Origin of the sequence: Pseudomonas sp. Irchel s3b2 (assembly GCF_900187445.1) — a bacterium.
GTDB lineage: Bacteria > Pseudomonadota > Gammaproteobacteria > Pseudomonadales > Pseudomonadaceae > Aquipseudomonas.
In genome coordinates this window covers 83,758-107,446 of record NZ_FYEB01000009.1, presented here as the reverse complement: position 1 = coordinate 107,446, position 23,689 = coordinate 83,758, and the positions used below count along the sequence as shown (strand labels likewise).

Genomic DNA, 23,689 nt, shown 5'->3' with positions numbered 1-23,689 from the left:
GGGATGCATTCCCACGCAGAGCGTGGGAACGATCGGGTAGAAAAATGATTTTCAGGACCGTGGCACATGCTTGAGCATCCGCTACAACGCTTCTTCAAATCCTTGCGCGAACGTCCGGTGTTTGCGTGGGAGCGCTATCAGATGCGCGATGTGCTGGTGATCGACCATCCGCTGTGTCAGGCGGTGTTCAGTCGTCAGGGCGCGCAGTTGCTGCACTTCCAGCCAAAGGGTCAGAAACCCTGGCTGTGGTGCGCGGCGAAGTGGCCGCATGTCGGTGCGATTCGCGGCGGTGTGCCGGTGTGCTGGCCGTGGTACGGTCGCCATCCGAGCGAAAACGCATGGCCGTCCCATGGCTGGGCGCGTTTGCTCGACTGGAAATTGCTCGACAGCAGCAGTGATGACGAAGGCGTGCATCTGCACTGGCAGTTACAGCTGTGCGACTGGCAAGTGGACTTGCACGCACACCTGGGCGAGCGCATGGATTTGCACCTGAGCACCGAGCATCAGGACGACATGCCGTGCCAGTTGAGCCAGGCGTTGCACGCCTATTGGCGTATTGGTGACGTGGCTGAGGTAGCGCTGTCTGGGCTTGACGGCGCGCAGGGTTACGATCAGTTGAGCCGCCAGGTTTGCCAGCAGGAAGGCGAGTTGCGGGTAGATGGCGGTTGTCAGCGCGTGTTTCAGCATGACGGTGAATTGCAGCTCAAGGACCACGCCTGGCAGCGGGAACTGTGCATCGACACCGGTGACCATGCGGACACGGTGGTCTGGCATCCGGGCTCGCGGCCATTGCTGGGCGTGAGCTGGAGCGAGGTTTTAGAGTTCGTCTGTGTGGAAGCGGCCAGCGGCGGCACCGATAGCCTGTGCCTGCCGCCGGGGGAGCGGGCGCATTTGAGTTTACAGGCGCGGGTGATCGTTCCCACGCTCTGCGCTTGATCGTTCCCACGCAGAGCGTGGGAACGATCGGTACGGGTTAACTAAACTCATCGCCAATCGGATACCGACTGGCATTCAGGCTTTCCTTGATCTTGCGCAAATGCGGCTGGAAATCCACACCCCGGCGCAGGGTCATGCCGGTGGCGAGCACATCGAGCACGGTCAACTGAATGATCCGCGACGTCATCGGCATGTAGATGTCGGTGTCTTCCGGCAGTGGAATGTTCAGGCTCAAGGTACTCGCCTTGGCCAGCGGCGAACCCTCGGCCGTCAGGCCCAGTACTGAAGCGCCGTTTTCCCGGGCGATGCGCGCCACTTCCACCAGCTCGCGGGTGCGGCCGGTGTAGGAAATGATCACGAACAACTCACCGGTATGGGCCACCGAGGCGATCATGCGTTGCATCAGCACGTCGGCATGGGCGGTCACTGCCAGGTTGAAGCGGAAGAACTTGTGCTGCGCATCCAGCGCCACCGGTGCCGAGGCGCCGAGACCGAAGAAGTGGATCTGCCGGGCCTGAATCAACAGGTCGACGGCACGGCTGATCAGGTTCGGGTCCAATGCCTGGCAGGCGCTGTCCAGGGACGCGATCGCGCTGCCGAAGATTTTCTGAGTGTAGGCTTCCGGGTTGTCGTCGGCTTCCACCGCGCGGCTGACATACGCCGCGCCACTGGCCAGACTCTGGGCCAGCTGCAGTTTCAGTTCCGGGTAGCCGCTGACACCGAACGAGCGGCAAAAACGGTTGACCGTCGGTTCGCTGACCGAAGCGGCCTGGGCGAGGGCGGCGATACTGAACCGGGTGGCCTGCTGCGGGTTGAGCAGGATCACTTCGGCGACTTTGCGTTCTGCCTTGTTCAGGTCTTCAAGGCGATTCTGGATCTGTTCCAGTAAATTTCGCACGCGGTCCATTTCATGTTCCTTAGGTCAGCAGCGCAAATAAGCGTTCGGCTAATGCAAATTGGGCCTTTGATACGGCCCATAACGGTGGCCTATCCTACTGATGGCTCCGACCGACCACCACTCGGAATCTATATTTTGCGAAAATGTTGTGGTTATTACTACATTTTCCCTTGAGTGATGCCTTGAAAAAAGGTATTTGTAGCTTAACTTGATAAAAGAACAAACATCATGCCTTCGATTACGGTTGAACCTTGCACCTTTGCCTTGTTCGGCGCTCTCGGCGATCTGGCCTTGCGCAAGCTGTTTCCTGCCCTCTATCAACTCGATGGTGCCGGCCTGCTTCATGAGGATACGCGCATTATCGCGCTGGCCCGTGAACCCGGCAGCGAGCAACAGCATCTGGCATTCATCGCCACTGAGCTGCGCCGTTACGTGGGCGCCAAAGAGCTGGATGACGCCGTGCTCGAGCGCTTCCTGGCCCGTTTGAGCTACCTGCACGTCGACTTCCTCAAGGCTGACGATTACGTCGCCCTGGCCGAGCAGGCTGGCAGCGCCCAGCGGGTGATTGCCTACTTCGCCACCCCGGCGGCGGTTTATGGCGCTATTTGCGAGAACCTGTCGAAGGTCGGCCTGAGCGAAAACACCCGCGTGGTGCTGGAAAAACCCATCGGTTCGGACCTTGAATCCTCGCGCAAGGTCAACGACGCCGTGGCGCAGTTCTTCCCGGAGAACCGCACCTACCGCATCGACCACTACCTGGGTAAAGAGACCGTACAAAACCTGATCGCCCTGCGTTTCGCCAACAGCCTGTTCGAAACCCAGTGGAACCAGAATTACATTTCCCACGTGGAAATCACCGTGGCCGAGCAGGTCGGGATCGAGGGCCGTTGGGGCTATTTCGACAAGGCCGGGCAGCTGCGGGACATGATCCAGAATCACCTGCTGCAATTGCTCTGCCTGATCGCCATGGACCCGCCGGCCGACCTGTCCGCCGACAGCATCCGCGACGAGAAAGTCAAAGTCCTCAAGGCACTGGCGCCGATCAGCCCGGAAGGCCTGACCACTCAAGTGGTGCGCGGCCAGTACATCGCCGGCCACAGCGAAGGCAAATCGGTGCCCGGGTATCTGGAAGAGCCTAATTCCAACACCCAGAGCGACACCGAAACCTTCGTCGCCCTGCGTGCCGACATTCGCAACTGGCGCTGGGCCGGTGTGCCGTTCTATCTGCGCACCGGTAAGCGCATGCCGCAGAAGCTGTCGCAGATCGTCATCCACTTCAAGGAGCCGTCGCATTACATCTTCGCCCCCGAGCAGCGTTTGCAGATCAGCAACAAACTGATCATCCGCCTGCAACCGGACGAAGGCATTTCCTTGCGCGTGATGACCAAAGAACAAGGCCTGGACAAGGGCATGCAGCTGCGTAGCGGTCCGTTGCAGCTGAATTTTTCCGACACTTATCGCAGCGCGCGGATTCCCGACGCCTACGAGCGGTTGTTGTTGGAAGTAATGCGTGGCAATCAGAATTTGTTTGTCCGTAAAGATGAAATCGAAGCCGCGTGGAAGTGGTGTGACCAGTTGATCGCCGGGTGGAAAAAATCCGGTGATGCGCCCAAGCCGTACGCGGCCGGGTCCTGGGGGCCGATGAGCTCCATTGCACTGATTACGCGGGACGGGAGGTCGTGGTATGGCGATATCTGAATTGAAACTGCCTCAGGGCGTCAGCGCCCATGAGTTCAAAAGCCCGGTGCTGCTGGCCGAAGGCCTGGCATTGGCGGTGGCCAAACAACTGAGCGACGCGATTGCCGCACAAGGCGCCGCGACGCTGGTGGTGTCTGGCGGACGTAGCCCGGTGGCGTTTTTCCAGCACCTGGCCAAGCAAGCGCTGGACTGGTCGAAAGTGGTTGTCAGCCTGGCTGACGAGCGCTGGGTGCCGGTGGAACATGCCGACAGCAATGCCGGTTTGCTCAAGCGTTACCTGTTGCAAGGCCCGGCGGCCAAAGCTCAGTTCCTGAGCCTCTACAGTGCCACCGCCAATCTGGAGCAGGCCGCCGAACAGGCTGATCGCTTGCTCGCCGAATTGCCGCCGATCGACGTACTGGTATTGGGCATGGGTGACGACGGTCATACCGCGTCGCTGTTCCCCAACAGCCCGAACCTGGCCGATGCCTTGAAAGTCGACGGTACCCGTCGCTGCTGGCCAATGCTGGCGCCGACCGTGCCCCGTCAACGCCTGACCATGAGTCGCGCGTTGCTGGCCTCGGCGAAGCACACTGTTCTATCGATTTCCGGTCAGTCCAAGCTGACTACCCTGAATGCCGCACTGGCCGGTGACGATGTCGCTGCCATGCCGATTCGGGCGTTTCTGCAACCTACGTTAGAGATTTACTGGTGCCCATGAACCAAGGATCAGCCGCTATGACAAACACATCCCCGACCGTTTCCATGGCGGACAAAGTTGCCCTGATCGACAGCCTCTGCGCCAAGGCGCGGATCCTGCCGGTGATCACCATCGCTCGTGAACAGGACGTGCTGCCATTGGCCGACGCCCTGGCGGCCGGTGGCCTGACGGCGCTGGAAGTGACCCTGCGTTCGCAGTTCGGTCTCAGGGCGATCCAGATCCTGCGCGAGCAGCGTCCGGAACTGGTGACCGGTGCCGGCACCGTGCTTGATCGCAGCATGCTGGCCGCGGCTGAAGCGGCCGGTTCGCAATTCATCGTGACGCCGGGCATCACCCGTGACCTGCTTGAAGCCAGTGTCGGCAGCCCGATCCCGCTGTTGCCGGGCATCAGCAACGCCTCCGGCATCATGGAAGGCTATAGCCTGGGTTATCGCCGCTTCAAGCTGTTCCCGGCGGAAGTCAGTGGCGGCGTCGCGGCCATCAAGGCGCTGGGCGGCCCGTTCGGCGAAGTAAAATTCTGCCCGACCGGCGGCGTCAGCCCGGCCAACATCAAGAGCTACATGGCGTTGAAAAACGTGATGTGCGTGGGCGGTAGCTGGATGCTTGACCCCGAGTGGATCAAGAACGGCGACTGGGCCCGCATCCAGGAGTGCACCGCCGAGGCATTGGCCCTGCTGGACTGATTCACCGGATTTTTACCAAACACTTCGTTGTGTGTTCTACGGCTTTACGGTGCACTTGGTCGGTGCACCGTTTTTTTTGCCTGAAATAAAACCCTTATGACTGTCGACTCGCGTTTTGTAGCAGCTGGCGAAAGCAGCCTTTTTGCAGAGGTTAGATCGACATCAGGCGATACATAGTTACCGCATCTCGCCGCTCGTCCAGCGTTAACCTGCGTTCATCTTATGGAAGAGAGAACGTCATGGACGACAACACTGCAATTACATCCCCACCACCGGTGTGCCAACTGTCACCCGAACAGATCGCCGGCCCGTATTTTCGAAACCCGAAACTGATCAGGCGAAACATCAGCGAAGGCATGGATGGCATCCCCTTGGTGCTGCGGCTGACGATCGTCGATGCGATGACCGATCAACCGGTCACGGGGGCGGTGGTCGATATCTGGCATTGCAACGCGCGCGGGGCGTATTCGGGCTGGAGCAAGGTCGACCCGGACAAGGAGGTCGACGTCGGTGATATCGGCTCGATCCCGCGTACCGATGACGACACTTACCTGCGCGGCGGGCAATTCACGGACAAAAAAGGCATCGTGCGTTTTACCACCATTTATCCGGGGTATTACGCCGGACGCGCCGTGCACATCCACGTCGCTGTCCGTATCACGGCCGGCAACAACTATCTGGAAGAGCGACATGTCGCTTGGGTCGGGCAGCTTTATTTTCCCGAGATCGCATCAAGGTCGGTGCTTAACGCCCGTGAGTACAGTGGTCGAGCCGTCTCACCGCTGACCAACGATCAAGATTTTTTCTATGAAACCATGGGGGGTGAAGCCTCGACCCTGAACGTTCACGCCATCGGTCGAGACTCGAATGAAGACGGCTTTTTCGGGCACATGACCATCGGTGTCGACACGTTTGCGGTGTCATCGCAAATCAAGCCCGAGGACTTCGACAAGTACACCGTGTGACGTCAGCACAGTTCGCTCAGCGCCCGGGCCAGCAGATCCATGTCCGCTGCGGTGGTGGTGAGCCCCGGCGTAATGCGGATGCACGGGCCACACGCTGCGCCGCTGCGTGTCACGGTAAACAGGTTGTAGTCGTTGAGTAGTCGCTCGACCATCGCCTGTTGGTCGGCATGTCGGGTAAAGCGCATCGAGGTGATGCCGCAATACAGGCGCGGGTCATCCGGGGTCATGACTTCGATCCCCGGTAACGCCCGAACGGCATTGACCCATCGGTTGCGCAGGTAATTGAGCCGCATGCCCTTGGCGACGGAACCGCCCATGGCGCGATGTTCTTCGAACACCAGCGGCAGGGTCAGCAGGGCCGGAATATTGGGCGTGCTGTAGGGCGTGCGGGCGCGAATGTCGGTGACCGGGAAATGCATCTCGCCCATGTCCGGGTCGATATCGGCCAAGCGCTCGGGCGCAATGTAAATGAAACCGAGGGTCAGCGGCGCACCGATCCATTTGTGCAGGTTGTAGCCGGCAAAGGCGATGCCCAGCTCATCGAGATTGAACTCGATCTGGCCGAGGGCATGGGCGCCGTCGAGGATCACGTCGATGCCGTATTCCCTGGCGGCAGCGGCAATCGCCTGTACTGGCATCACCAACCCGGTGCGATGGGTGACGTGGGTCAGGGCCATCAACTTCAGACGCGGATAACGCATGAAAGCTTCGCGGTAAGTGGCCAGTAAACTATCGAAACTCGCGGGGTGGCGGTGTTCGATCTCGATCACTTCCACGCCTCGATAGCGGGTCAGCCAACGCATCGCGCTCTTGACCGTGTCGTACTCCAGATCGCCTATCAGCACCTGATCGCCCGGTTCCAGGCGGTTGTAGTTGCGGATCAGCGATTGCAGGCCGTCCGAGGCGTTACGGGTGAGGGCGACGGCTTCGGCGGGGGCACCGATCAGCTCGGCCAGCTGCCCACGAATCTTGACGCTTTCGCCCTGTTCGAAGCGCTGGCGCACATGCACCGAGTTGCCGCGGTTGATCAGTTCGATGTTGCGCTGATACTCCTCGACCACGGTGCGCGACATGCGCCCGAAGTAACCGTTCTCCAGGTTCAGAGGGCCGGGCTCGACAGCATAGCGGTCGGCAAAGGTCAGCCAAAAGGCTTCATCGCGGGAACGGCGGGTGTTATCGGGCATGAGCAACTCGGTAAGGTAGGGCGGATCAGTGGCGAGGGGCGGGTTTGCCGTGTTTGGCGCGCAGCGGTTCGAGCAGCTCCGACAAGCCGTTATGGTCGATTTCCTGCATCAAGGCCAGCAAACCGCCGAGTTCACCATGGGGGAAACCTTCGCGAGCGAACCAGTTCAGGTACTGGCCGGGCAGGTCAGCGATGATGCGGCCCTTGTATTTGCCGAAGGGCATTTGGCGGGTAATCAGCAGTTCGAGCTTTTCGGGATTCATCGTCGGTCGTCTTGATTCAAAACAGTCTGGAAAATACAGGCATTCTGCATGCAGGCCAAATGACAGATCATGCAAAAAAAGCGGATACAGATTTCGCCTTAAACGCCAACTGATTGAAATATAAGTAAAAATACGTCAATTCAAAGCTGGCATGCAGGGTGCAACTACTCATTGCATCTTTCATCAACCGCAAGGAATTGAAAAATGACCGACATTAATAAAGAAGCGATCTCTGTACTCAACGACCTGATTGAAACCTGTAAAGACGGTCAGGAAGGGTTCAAGACTTGCGCTGAAGACCTCAAAAATCCAGAAATCAAAACCCTGTTCATTCAGCGCTCCGCCGACTGCGCCTCTGCCGCTGCTGAACTGCAGGCGACTGTGCGTTCCCTGGGCGGTGATCCGGAAACTTCCACCAGTGTCAGCGGCGATATGCATCGTCGGTGGGTCGACGTGAAGGCGATGTTCACCGGCAAGGATGAAGAGGCGGTGCTGAACGAGGCCGAACGCGGTGAAGACCATGCGCTGAAGTCTTACAGGGAAGCACTGGAAAAAATCAACAAGAACAATCTGGTGAGCATTCGTGACATCGTTGAACGCCAGTATCACGGCGTGCAACGCAACCACGATCAGGTGAAAGCGCTACGTAATCAGGCTCGCGCACGCTCGTAAGCGTTCGTTGTCTGTCAAAAACGCCAGTTAATCTGGCGTTTTTTTTGTGTTCGGGATTGCCCAACTGTGGTCAGGATGGGCTTGCTGTGGCGAGGGAGCTTGGAATCAGCCGATGCTGATCGCCGGCAACGTCGGCAATGTCACGGTCTGTTGCTTGCGCGGCGCCAGAATCTCCGCCTCGCCGTCCACCACCAACTCGTCGCGCTGGTTGAACACCCGCGTGGCGATACGCACACGAAACTTCGGCAGTTTTTCGAGAATCTCCAGGCGTACGGTCAGGGTGTCGCCAATTTTCACCGGTTTCTGAAAGCTCATCGTCTGACCGATATAAATAGTCCCCGGCCCAGGCAACTCGCAAGCCACCGCCGCGCTGATCAACGCGCCGCTGAACATGCCGTGGGCGATACGCTCCTTGAACATGCTGGCGGCGGCGAATTCGGCGTCCAGGTGCACCGGGTTGTGGTCGCCGGACATCGCGGCGAACAACTGAATGTCGCGCTCTTCGACGGTCTTGCTATAGCTGGCGGTCTGGCCGATTTCGAGGGCTTCGTAAGGGGTGTTGGTAACCTGGGTCATCTGTCTCGATTCCTGTGACGAATTAAAAAACACACAAAAAAACTATTCGGTTCTGGGTGGCCGGCGAGCGCTCAAGGCCTGAGCGATCCAGTTCAGCACATCGGCCGTCACTTCGTCGCGGTTGCTCTCGTTGAACAGTTCATGCCGAGCCTGCGGGTAAATCGTCAGCTGCAGGCTCTGGCAGCCAGCGTCGCGCAGGGCGTGGGCCAGATCTTTCAGACGTTTGCCTTCGCTCACCGGATCACATTCGCCGCCAATCACCAGCAGCGGCAGGCCCGGATCGATCTGGGCGAGATTGGACGCTTTGCTGATCTGCTGCAAGCCGCCGAGCAAGTCGATCCACAGTTGATTGGTGCAGCGAAAGCCACAGAGCGGGTCATTGGCGTATTTGTCGACTTCGGCCGGGTCGCGGCTCAGCCAATCGAACGGCGTGCGTGCCGGTTTGAACTTCTTGTTGAACGAGCCGAATGACAGCCATTCGATCAGCGCGCTGCGCCCCTTGGGGCCCTGACGCAGGCGTTCGAGGCGAGCAATCTGTCGCGCGGCGCGATAGAGCGCCACGGGCTGGAAGTTTGAGCCGCTGAGAATCGCCCCGTGCAGGCTGGCGCTGTGGTGCAGCAAATAAGCCTGGGCGATGTAGCTGCCCATGCTGTGGCCCAGCAACACGATCGGCACGCCGGGATGCTGTTGGCCGATGTGTTGGTTAAGGCTGGCCAGGTCGCCGACCACTTTGCACCAGCCATCGTCATCGGCGAAATGGCCCAGCGTACCGTTTTCGGCAGTTTTGCCATGTCCACGCAGGTCCGGCGCATAAACGCCGTAATCCTGATCACAGCATGCTTGCGCCAGACGGGCGTAGCGACCGCTGTGTTCTGCCATGCCATGGGCCAGCAGGATCACCGCCTTGAGCGGCGCGGACGGCAGCCACTGGTTGACGAAAAGGCGGCTGCGGTCACTCGCGGTCAGCCAGAAAGTGTCGTGGATCATGGCGGTTCCTTTGCGTTGAGCTGCCGGGTGGGAAACAGCCCCGCTGCATTGTATAGCGCATCCTTCGCGTGCCGTCTGATCAGGCCACGGCGGGGCAGCAAGATTCACGCGATCTATGACGCCCGTGCGCATATTTGCCTGATTCACCATAGCTGCTAGTGTCCGGGAAGCACCGTTTTTCGCTTCCTGCTTTTTATGGAATGAGAGAGAAGAACAGAAAAGCGGCCCCGGATGGCTCAGGTAAAGAGGACAAGAATAATGCAACCTGATTTCTGGAATGACAAACGCCCGGCCGGCGTGCCCCTGGATATTGACCTTGGAACTTATAAGTCGGTGCTCGAGGTGTTCGAGCGTTCCTGCAAGAAATTTGCTGATCGCCCGGCGTTCAGCAACATGGGCGTGACCCTGACCTACGCCGAACTGGAACGCTACAGCGCCGCGTTCGCCGGTTACCTGCAAGCCCATACCGACCTGGTGCCGGGGGATCGCATTGCGGTGCAGATGCCCAATGTCCTGCATTACCCGATTGCCGTGTTCGGTGCCTTGCGCGCCGGGCTGATCGTGGTCAACACCAACCCGTTGTACACCGCGCGGGAGATGCGTCATCAGTTCAAGGACTCCGGTGCCCGGGCGCTGGTCTACCTGAACGTGTTCGGACAGAAGGTCCAGGAAGTGCTGCCCGATACCGACATCCAGTACCTGATCGAAACGAAGATGGGCGACCTGATGCCCACTGCCAAGGGCTGGCTGATCAATACCGTGGTCGACAAGGTCAAGAAAATGGTCCCGGCGTATTCGTTGCCGCAGGCTATTTCCTTCAAGAGCGCGCTACGTCTGGGCCGGGGCCTGGGCATCAAACCATTGAACGTCGGCCTCGATGACATCGCCGTGCTGCAATACACCGGCGGCACCACCGGGCTGGCCAAGGGCGCCATGCTGACCCACGGCAACCTGGTGGCGAACATGCAGCAAGTGCGTGCCTGCCTGGGGCAATTTGGTCCCGACGGTCAGCCGCTGCTGCGCGAAGGGCAGGAAGTGATGATCGCGCCGCTGCCGCTGTATCACATCTATGCATTCACGGCGAATTGCATGTGCATGATGGTGACCGGCAACCACAACGTATTGATCACCAATCCACGGGACATTGGCGCCTTCATCAAAGAGCTGAAGAACTGGCGGTTCTCGATGCTTCTGGGGCTCAACACACTGTTCGTCGCGCTGATGGACCATCCGGACTTCAAGACCCTGGATTTTTCCAGTCTCAAACTCACCAACTCCGGTGGCACTGCGCTGGTCAAGGCCACAGCCGAGCGCTGGCAACAGCTCACCGGCTGCCGGATCACCGAGGGTTACGGCCTGACCGAAACCTCGCCGGTGGCCTGCACCAACCCCTATGGCGACAAGTCGCGCATCGGCACGGTCGGCCTGCCGGTACCGGGCACCACCCTGAAAGTGATCAACGATGAAGGTGTCGAGCAGCCGCTGGGCGAGCGTGGCGAACTGTGCATCAAGGGTCCGCAGATCATGAAGGGCTACTGGCAGAAGCCCGAAGCCACCGCCGAAGTGCTGGACGCCGACGGCTGGTTCAAGTCGGGCGACATTGCGGTGATCGACCCGGACGGTTTCGTACGCATCGTCGATCGTAAAAAAGACATGATCATCGTTTCGGGCTTCAACGTGTACCCGAACGAAATCGAAGACGTGGTGATGGCCCACCCGAAAGTCGCCAACTGCGCGGTGATCGGCGTGCCGGACGAGCGTTCGGGGGAGGCGGTGAAGTTGTTTGTGGTGGCCCGCGAATCCGGGGTCAGCCTTGAAGAGCTGAAGGCTTACTGCAAGGAAAACTTCACGGCGTACAAAGTGCCCAAGCACATTGTCTTGCGTGAGTCATTGCCGATGACGCCTGTGGGCAAGATTCTGCGGCGGGAGTTGCGAGAGATCGCCTGATCGCTGAATGGCCGCGCTTCGCACGGTTCGCGGGCAAGCCTCGCTCCTACAGGTCCAGTGCTGTTCACATAGCAGTGAACGACGCGAACCCTGTAGGAGCGAGGCTTGCCCGCGAAGCTTTTAAGAGGCAGAAACCCCGGTTCCAGGGGCTTCCAAGGCTCTATAGAATTTTTGCTCTAAAAGTGACTATTGAATATTCAAGAGTCATAAATGTGACCGCAGAGGCCGATTTAGGCTCTGGTAGCCCCTTGGCAAAGCTGCTACTCTCGGCGCGCTTTGTGACTTCTCGGCCTTGAAAAAAGCCAGACTCACCAATAATCAAACATCAATAATAATCGCATCAAATGCGGTATTTGAATTCGCGTTGCTGAGGAGTGGGCTTCCATGATCGAAGACTTTTGGAAGGATAAGTACCCAGCTGGAATTGCTGCCGAGATCAATCCAGACGAGTATCCGAATATTCAGGCAGTGTTGAAGCAATCCTGCCAACGCTTCGCTGACAAACCGGCATTCAGCAACCTGGGCAAGACAATCACCTACGGTGAGCTGTACGAATTGTCCGGTGCCTTTGCCGCTTACCTGCAACAGCATACCGATTTGCAACCCGGTGATCGAATCGCCGTGCAACTGCCCAATGTGTTGCAGTACCCGATCGCCGTCTTCGGTGCGATCCGCGCCGGGCTGATCGTGGTCAACACCAACCCGCTGTACACCGCGCGGGAGATGGAACACCAATTCAACGATTCCGGTGCCAAGGCTTTGGTCTGCCTGGCCAACATGGCGCATCTGGCCGAGGCCGTCGTGCCGAAAACCGGCGTCAAGCACGTGATCGTCACTGAGGTGGCCGACCTGCTGCCGCCGCTCAAGCGTCTGCTGGTCAACAGTGTCATCAAGTACGTGAAGAAAATGGTCCCGGCGTATCACTTGCCCAAGGCCATCAAATTCAATGACGTGCTGAGCAAGGGCCATGGTCAGCCAGTGGCTGAAGCCAACCCCGCCAGCAGCGACGTTGCCGTGCTGCAATACACCGGCGGCACTACCGGCGTGGCCAAGGGCGCAATGCTGACCCACCGCAACCTGGTGGCGAACATGCTGCAGTGCAAGGCGCTGATGGGCTCCAACCTTAACGAAGGTTGTGAGGTTCTGATCACGCCGCTGCCGCTGTACCACATCTATGCTTTCACCTTTCATTGCATGGCGATGATGCTGATCGGCAACCACAATATCCTGATCAGCAACCCGCGCGACCTGACGGCGATGGTCAAGGAACTGTCGAAGTGGAAGTTCAGCGGCTTCGTCGGCCTGAACACGCTGTTCGTCGCGCTGTGCAACAACGAAGCGTTCCGCAAGCTGGATTTCTCCAGTCTGAAAATCACCCTGTCCGGCGGCATGGCCTTGCAACTGGCCGCGGCCGAGCGCTGGAAAGCGGTCACCGGTTGCCCGATCTGCGAAGGTTACGGCATGACCGAAACCAGCCCGGTGGCCACGGTGAACCCGAGCCAGAACATCCAGATCGGCACCATCGGTATTCCAGTGCCATCGACCCTGTGCAAAATCATCGATGATGCCGGTGTTGAACAGCCGTTGGGCGCTATCGGTGAACTGTGTGTGAAAGGTCCGCAAGTCATGAAGGGTTACTGGCAGCGTCAGGACGCCACCGATGAAATACTCAACAGCGAAGGCTGGTTGAAAACCGGTGACATCGCGCTGATCCAGCCAGACGGTTACATGCGCATTGTCGATCGCAAGAAAGACATGATCCTGGTCTCCGGTTTCAACGTGTACCCCAATGAGCTTGAAGACGTGCTGGCGACCCTGCCGGGCGTGCTGCAATGCGCGGCCATCGGTATACCGGACGAGAAGTCCGGCGAGGCGATCAAGATCTTCATCGTCGCCAAACCGGGTGTGACCCTGACCAAGGAACAGGTGATGGAGCACATGCGCGCCAACGTTACCGGCTACAAAGTGCCCAAAGCCGTGGAGTTCCGCAACGCGCTGCCGACCACCAACGTCGGCAAGATCCTGCGCCGCGAACTGCGTGACGAAGAGTTGAAGAAACTGGGCGTGAAGAAAGTCAGCGCCTAGTCAAACAAAAGCCCCGCAGATGCGGGGCTTTTGGTTTCTTGCCAGGACTGATCGTTCCCACGCTCTGCGTGGTAACGATCAACGGGGGGTTACTGCCGGAACTGCGCGAAATCAACGTTGGTACCGGCCGGGCGCATGTCCTGCAGGTAGGAGTCCTTGTCGGCGCTCAGTTCCAGACTCAGGGCTGCCTTGCGCTTGCCTTGGTTGCGCACCACCAGGCCTTCGAGTTTCTCGCGCAGGAACACCGTCGGCACTTTCAGGTGCAGCAGTTCGTCGGTATCCGGGGTGTGCATCAGCAAGTGAATCCATTCGTACTGACCAACGGCCAGGCGCGCGACCGGAATATCGAACCAGAAGATATTGCGGTTGCGGTTCAATTCGGTGAAATGGCAGTTGTTGACGCCAAGCACAGCACCGCCGAGTTCCTGGTTTCTGCGGGCAATGGCCAGCTTTTTATCGAGTTTCATAACGTTCCTACGGGATTGGATCTTCAGCGCCATGGCCTGAATACGTTGCGCATTCTCGGGGCAAAGCCTGCAAACATAAAGCCTGATCTGCGAAATGTCCGGTTAATAAATAAATGAAACTCCGCGCAAAGGCCCTCGGTCAATCCTTGTGTAACCACTTTTCCCGTTGAAATGTTCACAGGAGAAATACCATGAGCAGCACAGGCGATAAAGTTAAAGGCATGGCAAACGAAGCGGCCGGCAACGTCAAGCAAGGCGTCGGCAAGGCCACCGGCAACGAAAGACTGCGCTCCGAAGGCGTGGCGCAGGAGAGGAAAGGCGAAACCCAGCAAGCGATCGGCAAAGCCAAGGATGCTCTTAAAAAAGGTATCGACAAGGCGTAACCCGGGCTTTGACGAGTAATAGAAACGGCCATCCGCGGATGGCCGTTTCTGTGTCAGCTTGAACTTGAGCAAGGAAATTGTTTCAAAGTCGCCAAGTAGGCTACTTTGTTGTAGAAAACGGCCCCTGAGTCGCCTTGTCTTCAACCTTTTTGCGGCGAAAGGAGACGCTAATGTTTTTTCCGACCATGAAAGGTTTGCCCCTGCATCGGGTGATGATGCGCACGGTCACCGAGTTTGTCGCCGACGAGATGTCGACCTATGCCTCGGCGCTGGCCTATCAGATGCTGTTCTCGCTATTCCCTTTCATTCTGTTCCTGATCGCCCTGATCGGCTTTCTGCACTTGCCGGATTTCTTTTCCTGGCTGCGCCTGCAATCAGAACTGGTTTTGCCGCCCCAAGCGCTGGAGCAGGTGAACCCGGTGATCGACCAGCTCCAGCAATCCAAGGGGGGGTTATTGTCGGTAGGTATCGTGATCGCCCTGTGGACCGCGTCCGCCGGTGTGCGGTTGATGATGAGCGCTATGAATGCCGCATATGACGTGGTCGAAGGCCGTCCGGTCTGGAAGCGTTTTCCTCTGTCGATTTTCTACACCATCGGTATCGCCGGCATGCTGCTGATCGCCGCCGCGCTGATGGTGCTCGGGCCGCAGGTGATGGGCTGGATCGCCGCGCAAGTCGGCCTCGAAGATTTCATCGTGACCGTCTGGACCATTGTGCGCTGGCCGGTGATCGTGATTTTGCTGATGATGGCGGTGGCGCTGATTTACTACGTCATGCCCGACGTCAGGCAAGAGTTTCGCTTCATCACCCCGGGTTCGGTGCTGGCCGTGGTGGTCTGGATCGTCGCTTCGCTGGGCTTCGGTCTTTATGTCAAAGCCTTCGCCAACTACAACGCCATGTATGGCAGTATCGGCGCGATCATCGTGTTGTTGCTGTACTTCTATATTTCCGCCGCGGTGCTGTTGCTCGGCGCGGAAATGAACGCGGTGATCGAGCACATGTCATCCGAAGGCAAGCATCCTGGCGAACAGGTGCCCGAAGAACCCAAACACCACGTTTCAGGACTGGGACGGGACCACTCGATCAAACCGACCACTGACGAAGCCATAAAATGATCCGTGAAATTCTGAAAATGGGCGATGAGCGCCTGCTGCGCATTGCCCCGCCGGTGCCGGCAGAAATGTTCGACAGCCCTGAGTTGTGGCAACTGATCGACGACATGTTCCAGACCATGGAAAGCGTCGGCGGAGTTGGTCTGGCCGCGCCGCAGATCGGTGTCGACCTGCAACTGGTGATCTTTGGTTTCGAACACAGCGAACGCTATCCGGACGCCGAAGCGGTGCCGCAGACGATTCTGATCAATCCGCTGATCACGCCCTTGAGCCCGACCCTCGAAGAGGGTTTTGAAGGCTGCCTGTCGGTGCCGGGCCTGCGTGGTGCGGTAGATCGCTATCAGCAGATTCGCTATGAAGGTTTCGATCCCAAGGGCGAGCCGATCGTGCGCATTGCCTCGGGATTCCATGCGCGGGTGGTGCAGCATGAATGCGATCACCTGATCGGCCGGTTATACCCGTCGCGCATCAATGATTTCAGCAAATTCGGATTTACCGAGGTGATGTTTCCGGACCTCGATCCCACAGTGGACGACTGATCTTTGCGTCACCGCCGAACACTGTGGGAGCGGGCTTGCCCGCGAAGAGGCCGGCACATCCAGCATCATTGCTGTCAGACAGATTGCTATCGCGGGCAAGCCCGCTCCTACAGGATCTCTGTTGTTCAGGCAGAACGCGGTTCCAGCCCCATGGCAATCATCGGCTTGCTGCGCGCATAACGGCTCAAACGTTCAGCCATGGCGTAGGGCAGGGGTGGGTCGAACGTAAAACCGCGGCGCTCATAAAAGCCGCGTAAATCCGGATGGCAGAACAACCACACCGGCGCTTCCAAACGCTTCACCGCTTCAGCGATCAACGCTGCAGCGACACCCTGTTCACGGCACGCCGGATCGACAAACAGCCCCGTCAGCCAATGCCCGCCAGATACCGGACGCAGGCACAGTGCGGCGACAATCTCCTCGCGGCGCGCCACCCACAATTGAGCATCGCGCACAGCTTTCATCGACGATTGGTGGGCGCGGTAAAACTTGTTCATCAACGGCCATAACGGCTCGTCGAGCAAGGTGTATTGGGTGTTGGGCATGGGCTCGGACAGTCGGTATGCAAAGCGGGTGATTATAAAAGAACACGCGCGCGGGGATAGGTGTATACCTGATCTCACATCCGGTCTGAGTGGAGTACGTATCATGTCCAAAGGTATGGATTCAAAGAAAGCGGCGAAGAAAAAGCCGGCGAAAACCGCGATTGAGAAGCGTGCGGACAAGAAAGCCAAGAAGGTGGGTGTGTTCGGCCACTGATCCCGCGTCAAAAGGAGCCCGAGTCTTCGGGCTCCTTTTTTTTTATGCCTCCGCAGCCAACGCCGCTTTCACGCTTGGCCGCTGATCAATCCGTACCTGAAACCGCATCAACGCCGGCCACTGATTCAAATCGATGCCAAACACCTGAGTCCAGCGCAACACGGTAAACAGATACGCATCAGCAATACTGAATCCGCCAGCCATCAAATAATCCTGCCGCTCCAGCGTCTGACTCAACACGACAAATCGCTTGAACAGCTTCTCTTTGATGAGCGCTTTCACATCATCCGGAAACTGTGAGTTGAACAGCCAACCCAGCCCGCCATGAATCTCGGTCGAAACGAAATTCAGCCATTCCTGCAAACGCACCCGCTCGAACGTCCCGTTTGTCGGTGCCAGGTTCGCCTCTGAACGTAGATCCGCCAGGTATTGCAGGATCGCCGGGCCTTCGGTCAGCACATCGCCGTTTTCCAGCTGCAACGCCGCGACGTAGCCTTTGGGGTTGATGGCGAGGAAGTCCTCGCCAGTGACGGTTTGTTTGGTGCTGTTGTCGACGCGGACCAACTCGAACGGCAAATCCAGTTCGCGCAGCACAATGTGCGGCGCCAATGAGCAGGCTTGCGGGGCGTAATACAACTTCATGGGCAGGGCTCTGGTTGCGGGTTTGCGCCAGTGTCATAGTGCGCAGCACGCTCGGTAAAATTAATCTTTCAGAAAACTGCCATTAGGAAAGCTACTGCCATGATGAATTTGATGCACTGGCGAATGGTGGTGGCGGTGGCCGATACCGGCAACATTACCCGGGCCGCCGAGCGGGTTGGAATGACCCAGTCCGGTGCCAGTCAGGCGCTGGCACTGATCGAAGAAACCCTGGGCGTTCAGCTGTTCAGCCGGGAAAACCGTCAGACCCTGCCGACTGCCATCGGCATGCCTGTGATCGAACAGGCGCGAACCATGCTCGGTGCTCTCGAGAACATTCGCAGTACCGTCGATGCCGCCAAGGATATCCAGCGCGGGACGATTCGCCTGGCGAGTTTTCCCATGGTACTGGCGACCTTTCTGCCGCCGCTGCTGCGCCAGTTCAATCGGCTGTATCCCGGCATTCAAGTGGTGGCGCTGGAGGTCAGCGACGATGAAGTGGAAACCCTGCTCGGCGCCGGACTGGTGGATGTCGGTGTGGTACTGAACCCGACCCCCGAGCGTAGTGCCGGTCGTTTGGGGCATGATGCCTGGGTGGCGGTTTTGCCCGGTGGCCATCCCTTGGCGCGCCGCTCGAATGAGGAGGGCGTCTCACTGGCGGAACTGGCGGAGCAACCCTTTGTGTTGGCCACGGGCGGTTGTTCGACCAATGCCCGCAGCCTGACCATCGACGCCGGGCTGCAACTGTTGGATGTGCGGGCCGAGGTGCGGGAGTGGAGCAGTGCGTTCACCCTGGTGCGGGAAAACATCGGCGTGACCCTGGTGCCGGAAATGACCCTGCCGACCCATCGCCAAGGCTTGCGGGTAGTGCCCGTGACGCCACGTATCAATCGCGAATTTGCCTTGGTGGTTGCACCCGACAAAGAACCTTCGGCGGCGGTACGGGCGTTGTTGGGTATGCTCACTTGCTAAATCAAGGCACGCCATTACAGGCGTGTTCCATGAACCCCGGCCGCAGCGCCAGTCGTTGGCAATAGGCGTCGACGGCGGGATAGTCCGGGCGCTCCATCGGGGTCATCCGCCAGCGGTTGACCGATAGCCCGATGAGGATATCGGCCAGTGTGAAGTGTGACCCCGCGACATAGGCGCCGGTCGCCGTGAGTTGCTGTTCGAGGATGCCCATTTTCGCGTTCCAGCCACGAACGCCATCGGCAATCCGTTGCGAATCCTGAAAGTCCGGCGATTGCCTGACCAAGGCAAAAAATGCATAGCCCCAGGACGGATTGAGTTCGGTGGCTTGCCAGTCCATCCACTGCTCTACGCGAGCGCGGGCTGCCGGTTCGATGGGCAACAGGTCAGTGTTTTGATATTTACCGGCCAGATAGCGGCAAATGGTATTGGACTCCCACAGCACGCCGGCTTCATCGATGAGCACCGGCACTTGTGCGTTGGGGTTGAGCTGGAGAAAATCCGGGCTCTGGGTCGATGCGAAACCGTTGCCCCAGTCTTCGCGTTCGTAGGAAACGCCCAGTTCGTCGCAGGCCCAAAGGACTTTTCTGACGTTGATTGACGACGCTCGACCCAAAATTTTCAGCGCATGTCCCATTGAGCTTCTCCGTTTGCTGTTCCAGGTATCGGGAATCTAGCACGCGGAGCGTGGGAATGGTCGTGCGTCAGGTGCTCTCGCGCACCTTCAATTCAAACCCCATATCCTGCACCGGTTTGGCCACTGAATTGCCGGCCATCAACGTCAGCATCAGTTCCGCGGAGCGACGGCCAATGGCCTCGCGTGGGGTACTGATGCTGCTCAGGCGCGGGACCATGTGGGCCGAGGCCGGCAGGTCGTTGAAGCCGAGGATCGCCACCTGTTCGGGGATCTTGATGCCACAGCGCAGGGCTTCGAGCAATGCGCCCTGGGCCAGGTCGTCGTTGCCGAAGAAGATCGCATCGACGTCGGGATGATTGGCGAGCAGTTGCAGGAACAGTTCACCACCCAACCCCACGGAGGAGGCGCGCGGGGTCAGCACTTCCAGGGCTGGATCATACAAGCCGGCCTTTTGCAGCGCGCGGCGGAAACCTTCGCCACGCAGCAGCGTGCGCTGGTCCAGTTGCGCGCCGATGTAGGCCAGGCGTTTGCGACCGCGGGAGAGCAAATGCTCAGCCGCGGTTTCGCCGGCAGCGACTTGAGAAAAACCGACGCAATTGAGCCCGGCTGCACTGTCCAGTTCCATCATGTAGACGCTGGGAATGTTGCTGGCCTCAATCATTCGCCGCGAACTTTCGGTGCGGTCGAAACCGGTCAGCAACAAGCCGCGAGGCTGATAGGCCATGTAATTGCGCAGCAGGTTTTCTTCTTCATCGCGCGAGTAATGGAAGTTACCGATCAGCACTTCGAAGCCCTTTGGTCGCAAAACCTGATGAATGGCTTCCAGCGTGTCGATGAACAGCAGGTTGGACAGCGACGGCACCAAAACCACCACGGAATGGCTCTGGGCCGAGGCCAGGGCACGGGCTGCGGGGTTGACCACGTAGTTCAGTTCGAGGGCGGCCTTCTGGACTTTTTCCACCAGTTCGGTGGCCACCGTGCTCACGCCGCGCAGGGCGCGGGAGGCGGTAATCGGGCTGACACCGGCCAGGCGCGCGACTTCGTTGAGGGTAGGGCGGCCAGTGGTGCGAGTATTTTTATCGTTTTTAGGGGTAATCATCGGACGGCTTGCCAAACAAAATTCAAGGCACTAAGGTAGCGCTGTCTCGAGGCGGCTGCAAATGCATGAGCGGGTCTTGCCTGATCCTCGCTTTTTGGCATCGAGAACGAACATGCTGCAACCCACAAAAATGACAAGAAGGCGTCGGCAACTTCTGCTTTTGCACTTGAGTCCTACGTAGCAAAGGTAGCGCTGTCTGCGCGCTGAGGTGTTACATGAATCATCCCATCACCGCCCTGGTCATCATGGGCGTTGCCGGTTGCGGCAAGACGTGCGTCAGCCAGGCCCTGTGCCAGCTCAGCGGCGCGACCGCCATTGAAGGCGACACTTTTCACCCCGCTGCCAATATCGAAAAGATGAGCGCGGGTATCCCCCTGAACGATGAAGACCGTGCCGGCTGGCTCGACAGCCTGTGCGATGAACTGCGCCGCATCGATGCCAAGGGCGAGCGCCCGGTGCTGACGTGCTCGGCCCTCAAACACAGTTACCGCGAACGCTTGCGCAGTGCCTTGCCGGGCCTGGGCTTCGTTTTCCTTGAGCTGACCCCCGAAGTCGCCGCCGATCGTGTGTCTCATCGGCCGGGCCACTTCATGCCATCGACCTTGATCGACAGCCAGTTCGCAACCCTTGAATCGCCCGTTGGTGAGCCCCTGACCCTGGCTCTGGATGCTTCAAGTCACAGTGTCGATGAATTGGCCGCTCTGGCCCACCGTTGGTGGCTCGATCATGGCTTGAAACTCGCCAGTTGAGTTTTGCTCCAAGAGATAGCGCTGTCCTGACGGCTTTTGAATAATCGCTTTTATAACAACAACAAACAGGAGACACCCCCTTATGTTTGGCATGTCCCACGAGACCTTTCTGCTGCTTGATGCAGTGGTCACGGTGATCGGACTTATCGTCCTGATCACCAAGTTCAAGTTTCACCCCTTCATCGCCCTGATCATTGCCGCAGCCTTTCTCGGGCTGACCTCCGGCATGCCGATCGGCACCATTATCAAGGCGTTCCAGGACGGCTTCGGTGGGGTGCTCGGTTTTGTCGGGATCATTCTGGCGCTGGGCACCATGCTCGGCAAAATGATGGCCGAGTCGGGCGGGGCGGACCAGATCGCCCAGACCCTGATTCGAGCCTTCGGTAAGGACAAGGTGCAGTGGGCCATGATGTTCGCGGCCTTCCTGGTCGGCATCCCGCTGTTCTTCGAAATCGGCTTCGTGCTGCTGATCCCGCTGGTGTTCATCGTCGCCCGTCGCACCGGCGTGTCGATCATCAAGATCGGTATCCCGCTGCTGGCCGGTCTGTCCGCCGTGCACGGTCTGGTTCCGCCGCACCCGGGTCCGTTGCTGGCCATCGGCGTGTTTGGTGCCGACATCGGTAAAACCATCCTTTACGGCCTGATCGTTGCGCTGCCAACGGCCATTATTGCCGGCCCGATCTTCGGTACGTTCATTGCCAAGCACATTCCTGGTCATCCGAATCAGGAACTGGTGGATCAACTGGTGCGCGATGAGGATGCAGGCGATCTGCCTAGCTTCGGCATTACCTTGGTCACCGTGCTGTCGCCCGTGTTCCTGATGCTGCTCAAGACCTTTGCCGATGTGGCGCTGCCGGACGGCAACTTCTTCCGCACCTTCATGGACCTGATCGGTCACCCGATCTCGGCGCTGCTGCTGGCATTGCTGCTGTCGCTGTACACCTTCGGCTACAAGCAGGGCATCGGTTCGCAACAGATGCTCAAATGGCTGGACGCGAGCCTTGCACCAACCGCCGCGATCATCCTGATCATCGGTGCCGGTGGCGGCTTCAAACAGATGCTGGTGACCAGCGGTGTGGGTAATGTCATCGGCAACATGGCGGTGGAAGCGCAGATCTCGCCAATCCTTCTGGCGTGGCTGGTGGCGGCGGTGATCCGTATCGCGACCGGTTCGGCAACCGTGGCGACTATTACTGGCGCAGGCATCGTGGTGCCGGTGGTGGGGATGATTCCGGGCGTGAATCGTGAGCTGCTGGTGCTGGCCACCGGTGCCGGTTCGTTGATCCTGTCTCACGTCAACGACGCTGGTTTCTGGCTGGTGAAGCAGTACTTCAACATGACCGTGGCGGAAACCTTCAAGACCTGGACCGCGATGGAAACCATCCTGTCGGTGGTAGGCCTGGGCTTTATCCTGCTGTTGTCGTTGTTCGTCTGACACGATTGGCAAACACAAAAAAACCGCAGCGATGCGGTTTTTTTGTGGGTGATGATCGTTCCCACGCAGAGCGTGGGAACGATCATGTCAGGCGTTGGTTTTGGTCACTAGGCCATCCGCACGGAACATCCCGCGAATCCCGCGCACGGCCTGACGAATCCGGTCCTGGTTTTCGATCAGCGCGAAGCGCACATGATCATCCCCATACTCGCCAAATCCCACACCCGGCGAGACGCAAACCTTGGCCTCGGCCAGCAGTTTCTTGGCGAATTCCAGCGAGCCCATGTGTGCGTAAGCCTCGGGAATCTTGGCCCAGACATACATCGAGGCTTTCGGGTTTTCGACCATCCAGCCCAGTTCATGCAGGCCTTTGACCAGCACGTTGCGCCGCTGCCGATACTGATCGGCAATGTCTTTGACGCACTGCTGATCGCCTTCCAGCGCCGCGATGGCCGCGACTTGCAGCGGGGTGAACGTGCCGTAGTCGTGGTAGCTCTTGATCCGCGCCAGGGCGTTGACCAGCTCCGGGTTGCCGACCATAAAACCGATGCGCCAGCCAGCCATGTTGTAGCTCTTGGACAAGGTGAAAAACTCCACAGCGATGTCCTTGGCGCCGGGCACCTGCATGATCGACGGGGCTTTCCAGCCATCGTAGACGATGTCGGCGTAGGCCAGGTCGTGCACCACCAAAACATCGTACTGCTTGGCGAGGGCGATCACCCGCTCGAAGAAATCCAGCTCCACGCATTGGGCGGTGGGGTTGGACGGGAAGCCGAGGATCATCATCTTCGGTTTCGGGATCGAGCCGCGAATCGCCCGTTCCAGCTCGGCGAAGAAGTCCACGCCAGGAATCAGCGGCACCGACCGCACTTGGGCGCCGGCAATCACGGCACCGTAGATGTGAATGGGGTAGCTCGGGTTAGGCACCAGCACGGTGTCGCCCTGGTCGAGGGTGGCCAGCATCAAATGCGCCAGGCCTTCCTTGGAACCGATGGTGACGATGGCTTCGCTTTCCGGGTCGATATCAACTTCATAGCGATCCTTGTACCAATTGGAAATCGCCCGGCGCAGGCGCGGAATCCCTTTGGATGTGGAGTAGCCGTGGGTGTCTTCGCGTTGGGCGACGGTGACCAGTTTTTCGACAATGTGCGGCGGCGTAGCACCGTCGGGGTTGCCCATGCTCAAGTCGATGATGTCTTCGCCACGACGACGGGCGGCCATCTTCAGCTCGGCAGTGATGTTGAAAACGTAAGGAGGGAGTCGATCTATGCGCGCAAAGCGGCGCGGCGAACCTTGTTCGGCCATTGT

The 23,689-nt window shown here is 58.8% G+C and carries 25 protein-coding genes; 14 read left to right on the top strand and 11 right to left on the bottom strand.

Annotation, left to right across the window (positions count from 1 at the left end; all coding sequences use genetic code 11):
• Positions 1-66: 66 nt before the first annotated feature.
• Positions 67-936: a D-hexose-6-phosphate mutarotase gene (locus tag CKW20_RS19130; RefSeq protein ID WP_095054325.1), complete on the top strand. Its 870-nt coding sequence runs from the start codon at positions 67-69 to the stop codon at positions 934-936.
• A gap of 37 nt (positions 937-973) precedes the next feature.
• On the opposite strand, the gene CKW20_RS19125 is transcribed toward CKW20_RS19130, so the two are convergent.
• A complete protein-coding gene (locus CKW20_RS19125; protein WP_176466927.1) occupies positions 974-1,834 on the bottom strand; it encodes a MurR/RpiR family transcriptional regulator in 861 nt (286 codons plus the stop codon).
• A gap of 228 nt (positions 1,835-2,062) precedes the next feature.
• Here CKW20_RS19125 and zwf point away from each other — a divergent pair, with 228 nt between their 5' ends.
• The 4 genes from zwf (at position 2,063) to CKW20_RS19105 (ending at position 5,880) form a co-directional block, all read left to right on the top strand.
• Entirely contained in the window at positions 2,063-3,532 is a 1,470-nt protein-coding gene (zwf, locus tag CKW20_RS19120) for a glucose-6-phosphate dehydrogenase (RefSeq protein WP_095054323.1), read from the top strand.
• A complete protein-coding gene (gene pgl / locus CKW20_RS19115; protein ID WP_095054322.1) occupies positions 3,519-4,232 on the top strand; it encodes a 6-phosphogluconolactonase in 714 nt (237 codons plus the stop codon). The genes zwf and pgl overlap by 14 nt, the downstream gene beginning before the upstream one ends.
• Before the next feature lie 17 nt (positions 4,233-4,249).
• Positions 4,250-4,915, top strand: a complete 666-nt coding sequence (locus tag CKW20_RS19110) for a bifunctional 4-hydroxy-2-oxoglutarate aldolase/2-dehydro-3-deoxy-phosphogluconate aldolase (protein ID WP_095054321.1) — start codon at positions 4,250-4,252, stop codon at positions 4,913-4,915.
• Between the two features lie 239 nt (positions 4,916-5,154).
• Positions 5,155-5,880 carry an intradiol ring-cleavage dioxygenase gene (locus CKW20_RS19105; protein WP_095054320.1) on the top strand — a complete coding sequence of 242 codons (726 nt, stop codon included), beginning with the start codon at positions 5,155-5,157 and terminating at the stop codon, positions 5,878-5,880.
• Between the two features lie 2 nt (positions 5,881-5,882).
• Here the strand turns inward: CKW20_RS19105 and CKW20_RS19100 are convergent, their stop codons facing one another.
• Positions 5,883-7,064 carry an aminotransferase class V-fold PLP-dependent enzyme gene (locus CKW20_RS19100; protein ID WP_095054319.1) on the bottom strand — a complete coding sequence of 394 codons (1,182 nt, stop codon included), beginning with the start codon at positions 7,062-7,064 and terminating at the stop codon, positions 5,883-5,885.
• 25 nt (positions 7,065-7,089) lie between these two features.
• Complete coding sequence (locus tag CKW20_RS19095; RefSeq protein ID WP_017340422.1) at positions 7,090-7,326, bottom strand: DUF3820 family protein; 237 nt, start codon at positions 7,324-7,326, stop codon at positions 7,090-7,092.
• A gap of 204 nt (positions 7,327-7,530) precedes the next feature.
• On the opposite strand from CKW20_RS19095, the gene CKW20_RS19090 reads away from it, so the two are divergent.
• Positions 7,531-7,998 carry a PA2169 family four-helix-bundle protein gene (locus CKW20_RS19090; RefSeq protein WP_095054318.1) on the top strand — a complete coding sequence of 156 codons (468 nt, stop codon included), beginning with the start codon at positions 7,531-7,533 and terminating at the stop codon, positions 7,996-7,998.
• Between the two features lie 105 nt (positions 7,999-8,103).
• Here CKW20_RS19090 and CKW20_RS19085 read toward each other — a convergent pair whose 3' ends face one another.
• Both CKW20_RS19085 and CKW20_RS19080 read right to left on the bottom strand, forming a co-directional pair.
• Entirely contained in the window at positions 8,104-8,574 is a 471-nt protein-coding gene (locus tag CKW20_RS19085; protein WP_007934748.1) for a MaoC family dehydratase, read from the bottom strand.
• A 42-nt stretch (positions 8,575-8,616) separates the two neighbouring features.
• Complete coding sequence (locus CKW20_RS19080) at positions 8,617-9,561, bottom strand: alpha/beta hydrolase (RefSeq protein WP_095054317.1); 945 nt, start codon at positions 9,559-9,561, stop codon at positions 8,617-8,619.
• Between the two features lie 258 nt (positions 9,562-9,819).
• On the opposite strand from CKW20_RS19080, the gene fadD2 reads away from it, so the two are divergent.
• Positions 9,820-11,508 carry a long-chain-fatty-acid--CoA ligase FadD2 gene (gene fadD2, locus CKW20_RS19075; RefSeq protein ID WP_095054316.1) on the top strand — a complete coding sequence of 563 codons (1,689 nt, stop codon included), beginning with the start codon at positions 9,820-9,822 and terminating at the stop codon, positions 11,506-11,508.
• Between the two features lie 384 nt (positions 11,509-11,892).
• Positions 11,893-13,593, top strand: a complete 1,701-nt coding sequence (gene fadD1 / locus CKW20_RS19070; RefSeq protein ID WP_095054315.1) for a long-chain-fatty-acid--CoA ligase FadD1 — start codon at positions 11,893-11,895, stop codon at positions 13,591-13,593.
• A gap of 89 nt (positions 13,594-13,682) precedes the next feature.
• Here the strand turns inward: fadD1 and CKW20_RS19065 are convergent, their stop codons facing one another.
• Positions 13,683-14,060: a hypothetical protein gene (locus CKW20_RS19065; protein WP_095054314.1), complete on the bottom strand. Its 378-nt coding sequence runs from the start codon at positions 14,058-14,060 to the stop codon at positions 13,683-13,685.
• A gap of 191 nt (positions 14,061-14,251) precedes the next feature.
• On the opposite strand from CKW20_RS19065, the gene CKW20_RS19060 reads away from it, so the two are divergent.
• From CKW20_RS19060 to def, 3 genes are all read left to right on the top strand, one after another.
• On the top strand, positions 14,252-14,443 hold the full coding sequence (locus CKW20_RS19060) for a CsbD family protein (protein ID WP_095054313.1): 192 nt from the start codon (positions 14,252-14,254) through the stop codon (positions 14,441-14,443).
• 170 nt (positions 14,444-14,613) lie between these two features.
• Positions 14,614-15,558 (top strand): YihY/virulence factor BrkB family protein, encoded by a 945-nt coding sequence (locus CKW20_RS19055; protein WP_095054312.1) that lies wholly within the window; start codon positions 14,614-14,616, stop codon positions 15,556-15,558.
• On the top strand, positions 15,555-16,094 hold the full coding sequence (gene def / locus CKW20_RS19050; protein ID WP_095054311.1) for a peptide deformylase: 540 nt from the start codon (positions 15,555-15,557) through the stop codon (positions 16,092-16,094). The genes CKW20_RS19055 and def overlap by 4 nt, the downstream gene beginning before the upstream one ends.
• 125 nt (positions 16,095-16,219) lie before the next feature.
• Here the strand turns inward: def and CKW20_RS19045 are convergent, their stop codons facing one another.
• Together CKW20_RS19045 and gstA are read right to left on the bottom strand one after the other, a co-directional pair.
• Complete coding sequence (locus tag CKW20_RS19045; RefSeq protein ID WP_095054310.1) at positions 16,220-16,639, bottom strand: GNAT family N-acetyltransferase; 420 nt, start codon at positions 16,637-16,639, stop codon at positions 16,220-16,222.
• 256 nt (positions 16,640-16,895) lie between these two features.
• A complete protein-coding gene (gene gstA / locus CKW20_RS19040) occupies positions 16,896-17,495 on the bottom strand; it encodes a glutathione transferase GstA (RefSeq protein WP_095054309.1) in 600 nt (199 codons plus the stop codon).
• A gap of 99 nt (positions 17,496-17,594) precedes the next feature.
• Here gstA and CKW20_RS19035 point away from each other — a divergent pair, with 99 nt between their 5' ends.
• The gene (locus CKW20_RS19035) at positions 17,595-18,464 is read left to right on the top strand and encodes a LysR family transcriptional regulator (RefSeq protein WP_095054308.1); all 870 of its coding nucleotides are present in this window, start codon (positions 17,595-17,597) and stop codon (positions 18,462-18,464) included.
• A gap of 1 nt (position 18,465) precedes the next feature.
• Here the strand turns inward: CKW20_RS19035 and CKW20_RS19030 are convergent, their stop codons facing one another.
• Together CKW20_RS19030 and CKW20_RS19025 are read right to left on the bottom strand one after the other, a co-directional pair.
• Positions 18,466-19,098 (bottom strand): glutathione S-transferase family protein, encoded by a 633-nt coding sequence (locus CKW20_RS19030; protein WP_095054307.1) that lies wholly within the window; start codon positions 19,096-19,098, stop codon positions 18,466-18,468.
• 67 nt (positions 19,099-19,165) lie between these two features.
• Entirely contained in the window at positions 19,166-20,197 is a 1,032-nt protein-coding gene (locus CKW20_RS19025) for a LacI family DNA-binding transcriptional regulator (protein ID WP_095054306.1), read from the bottom strand.
• 215 nt (positions 20,198-20,412) lie between these two features.
• On the opposite strand from CKW20_RS19025, the gene CKW20_RS19020 reads away from it, so the two are divergent.
• Both CKW20_RS19020 and CKW20_RS19015 read left to right on the top strand, forming a co-directional pair.
• The gene (locus CKW20_RS19020; RefSeq protein ID WP_095054305.1) at positions 20,413-20,946 is read left to right on the top strand and encodes a gluconokinase; all 534 of its coding nucleotides are present in this window, start codon (positions 20,413-20,415) and stop codon (positions 20,944-20,946) included.
• 82 nt (positions 20,947-21,028) lie between these two features.
• Positions 21,029-22,381 (top strand): GntP family permease, encoded by a 1,353-nt coding sequence (locus tag CKW20_RS19015; protein ID WP_095054304.1) that lies wholly within the window; start codon positions 21,029-21,031, stop codon positions 22,379-22,381.
• A gap of 87 nt (positions 22,382-22,468) precedes the next feature.
• Here the strand turns inward: CKW20_RS19015 and alaC are convergent, their stop codons facing one another.
• Positions 22,469-23,686: an alanine transaminase gene (gene alaC / locus CKW20_RS19010; protein WP_052964941.1), complete on the bottom strand. Its 1,218-nt coding sequence runs from the start codon at positions 23,684-23,686 to the stop codon at positions 22,469-22,471.
• Between the last annotated feature and the right edge of the window lie 3 nt (positions 23,687-23,689).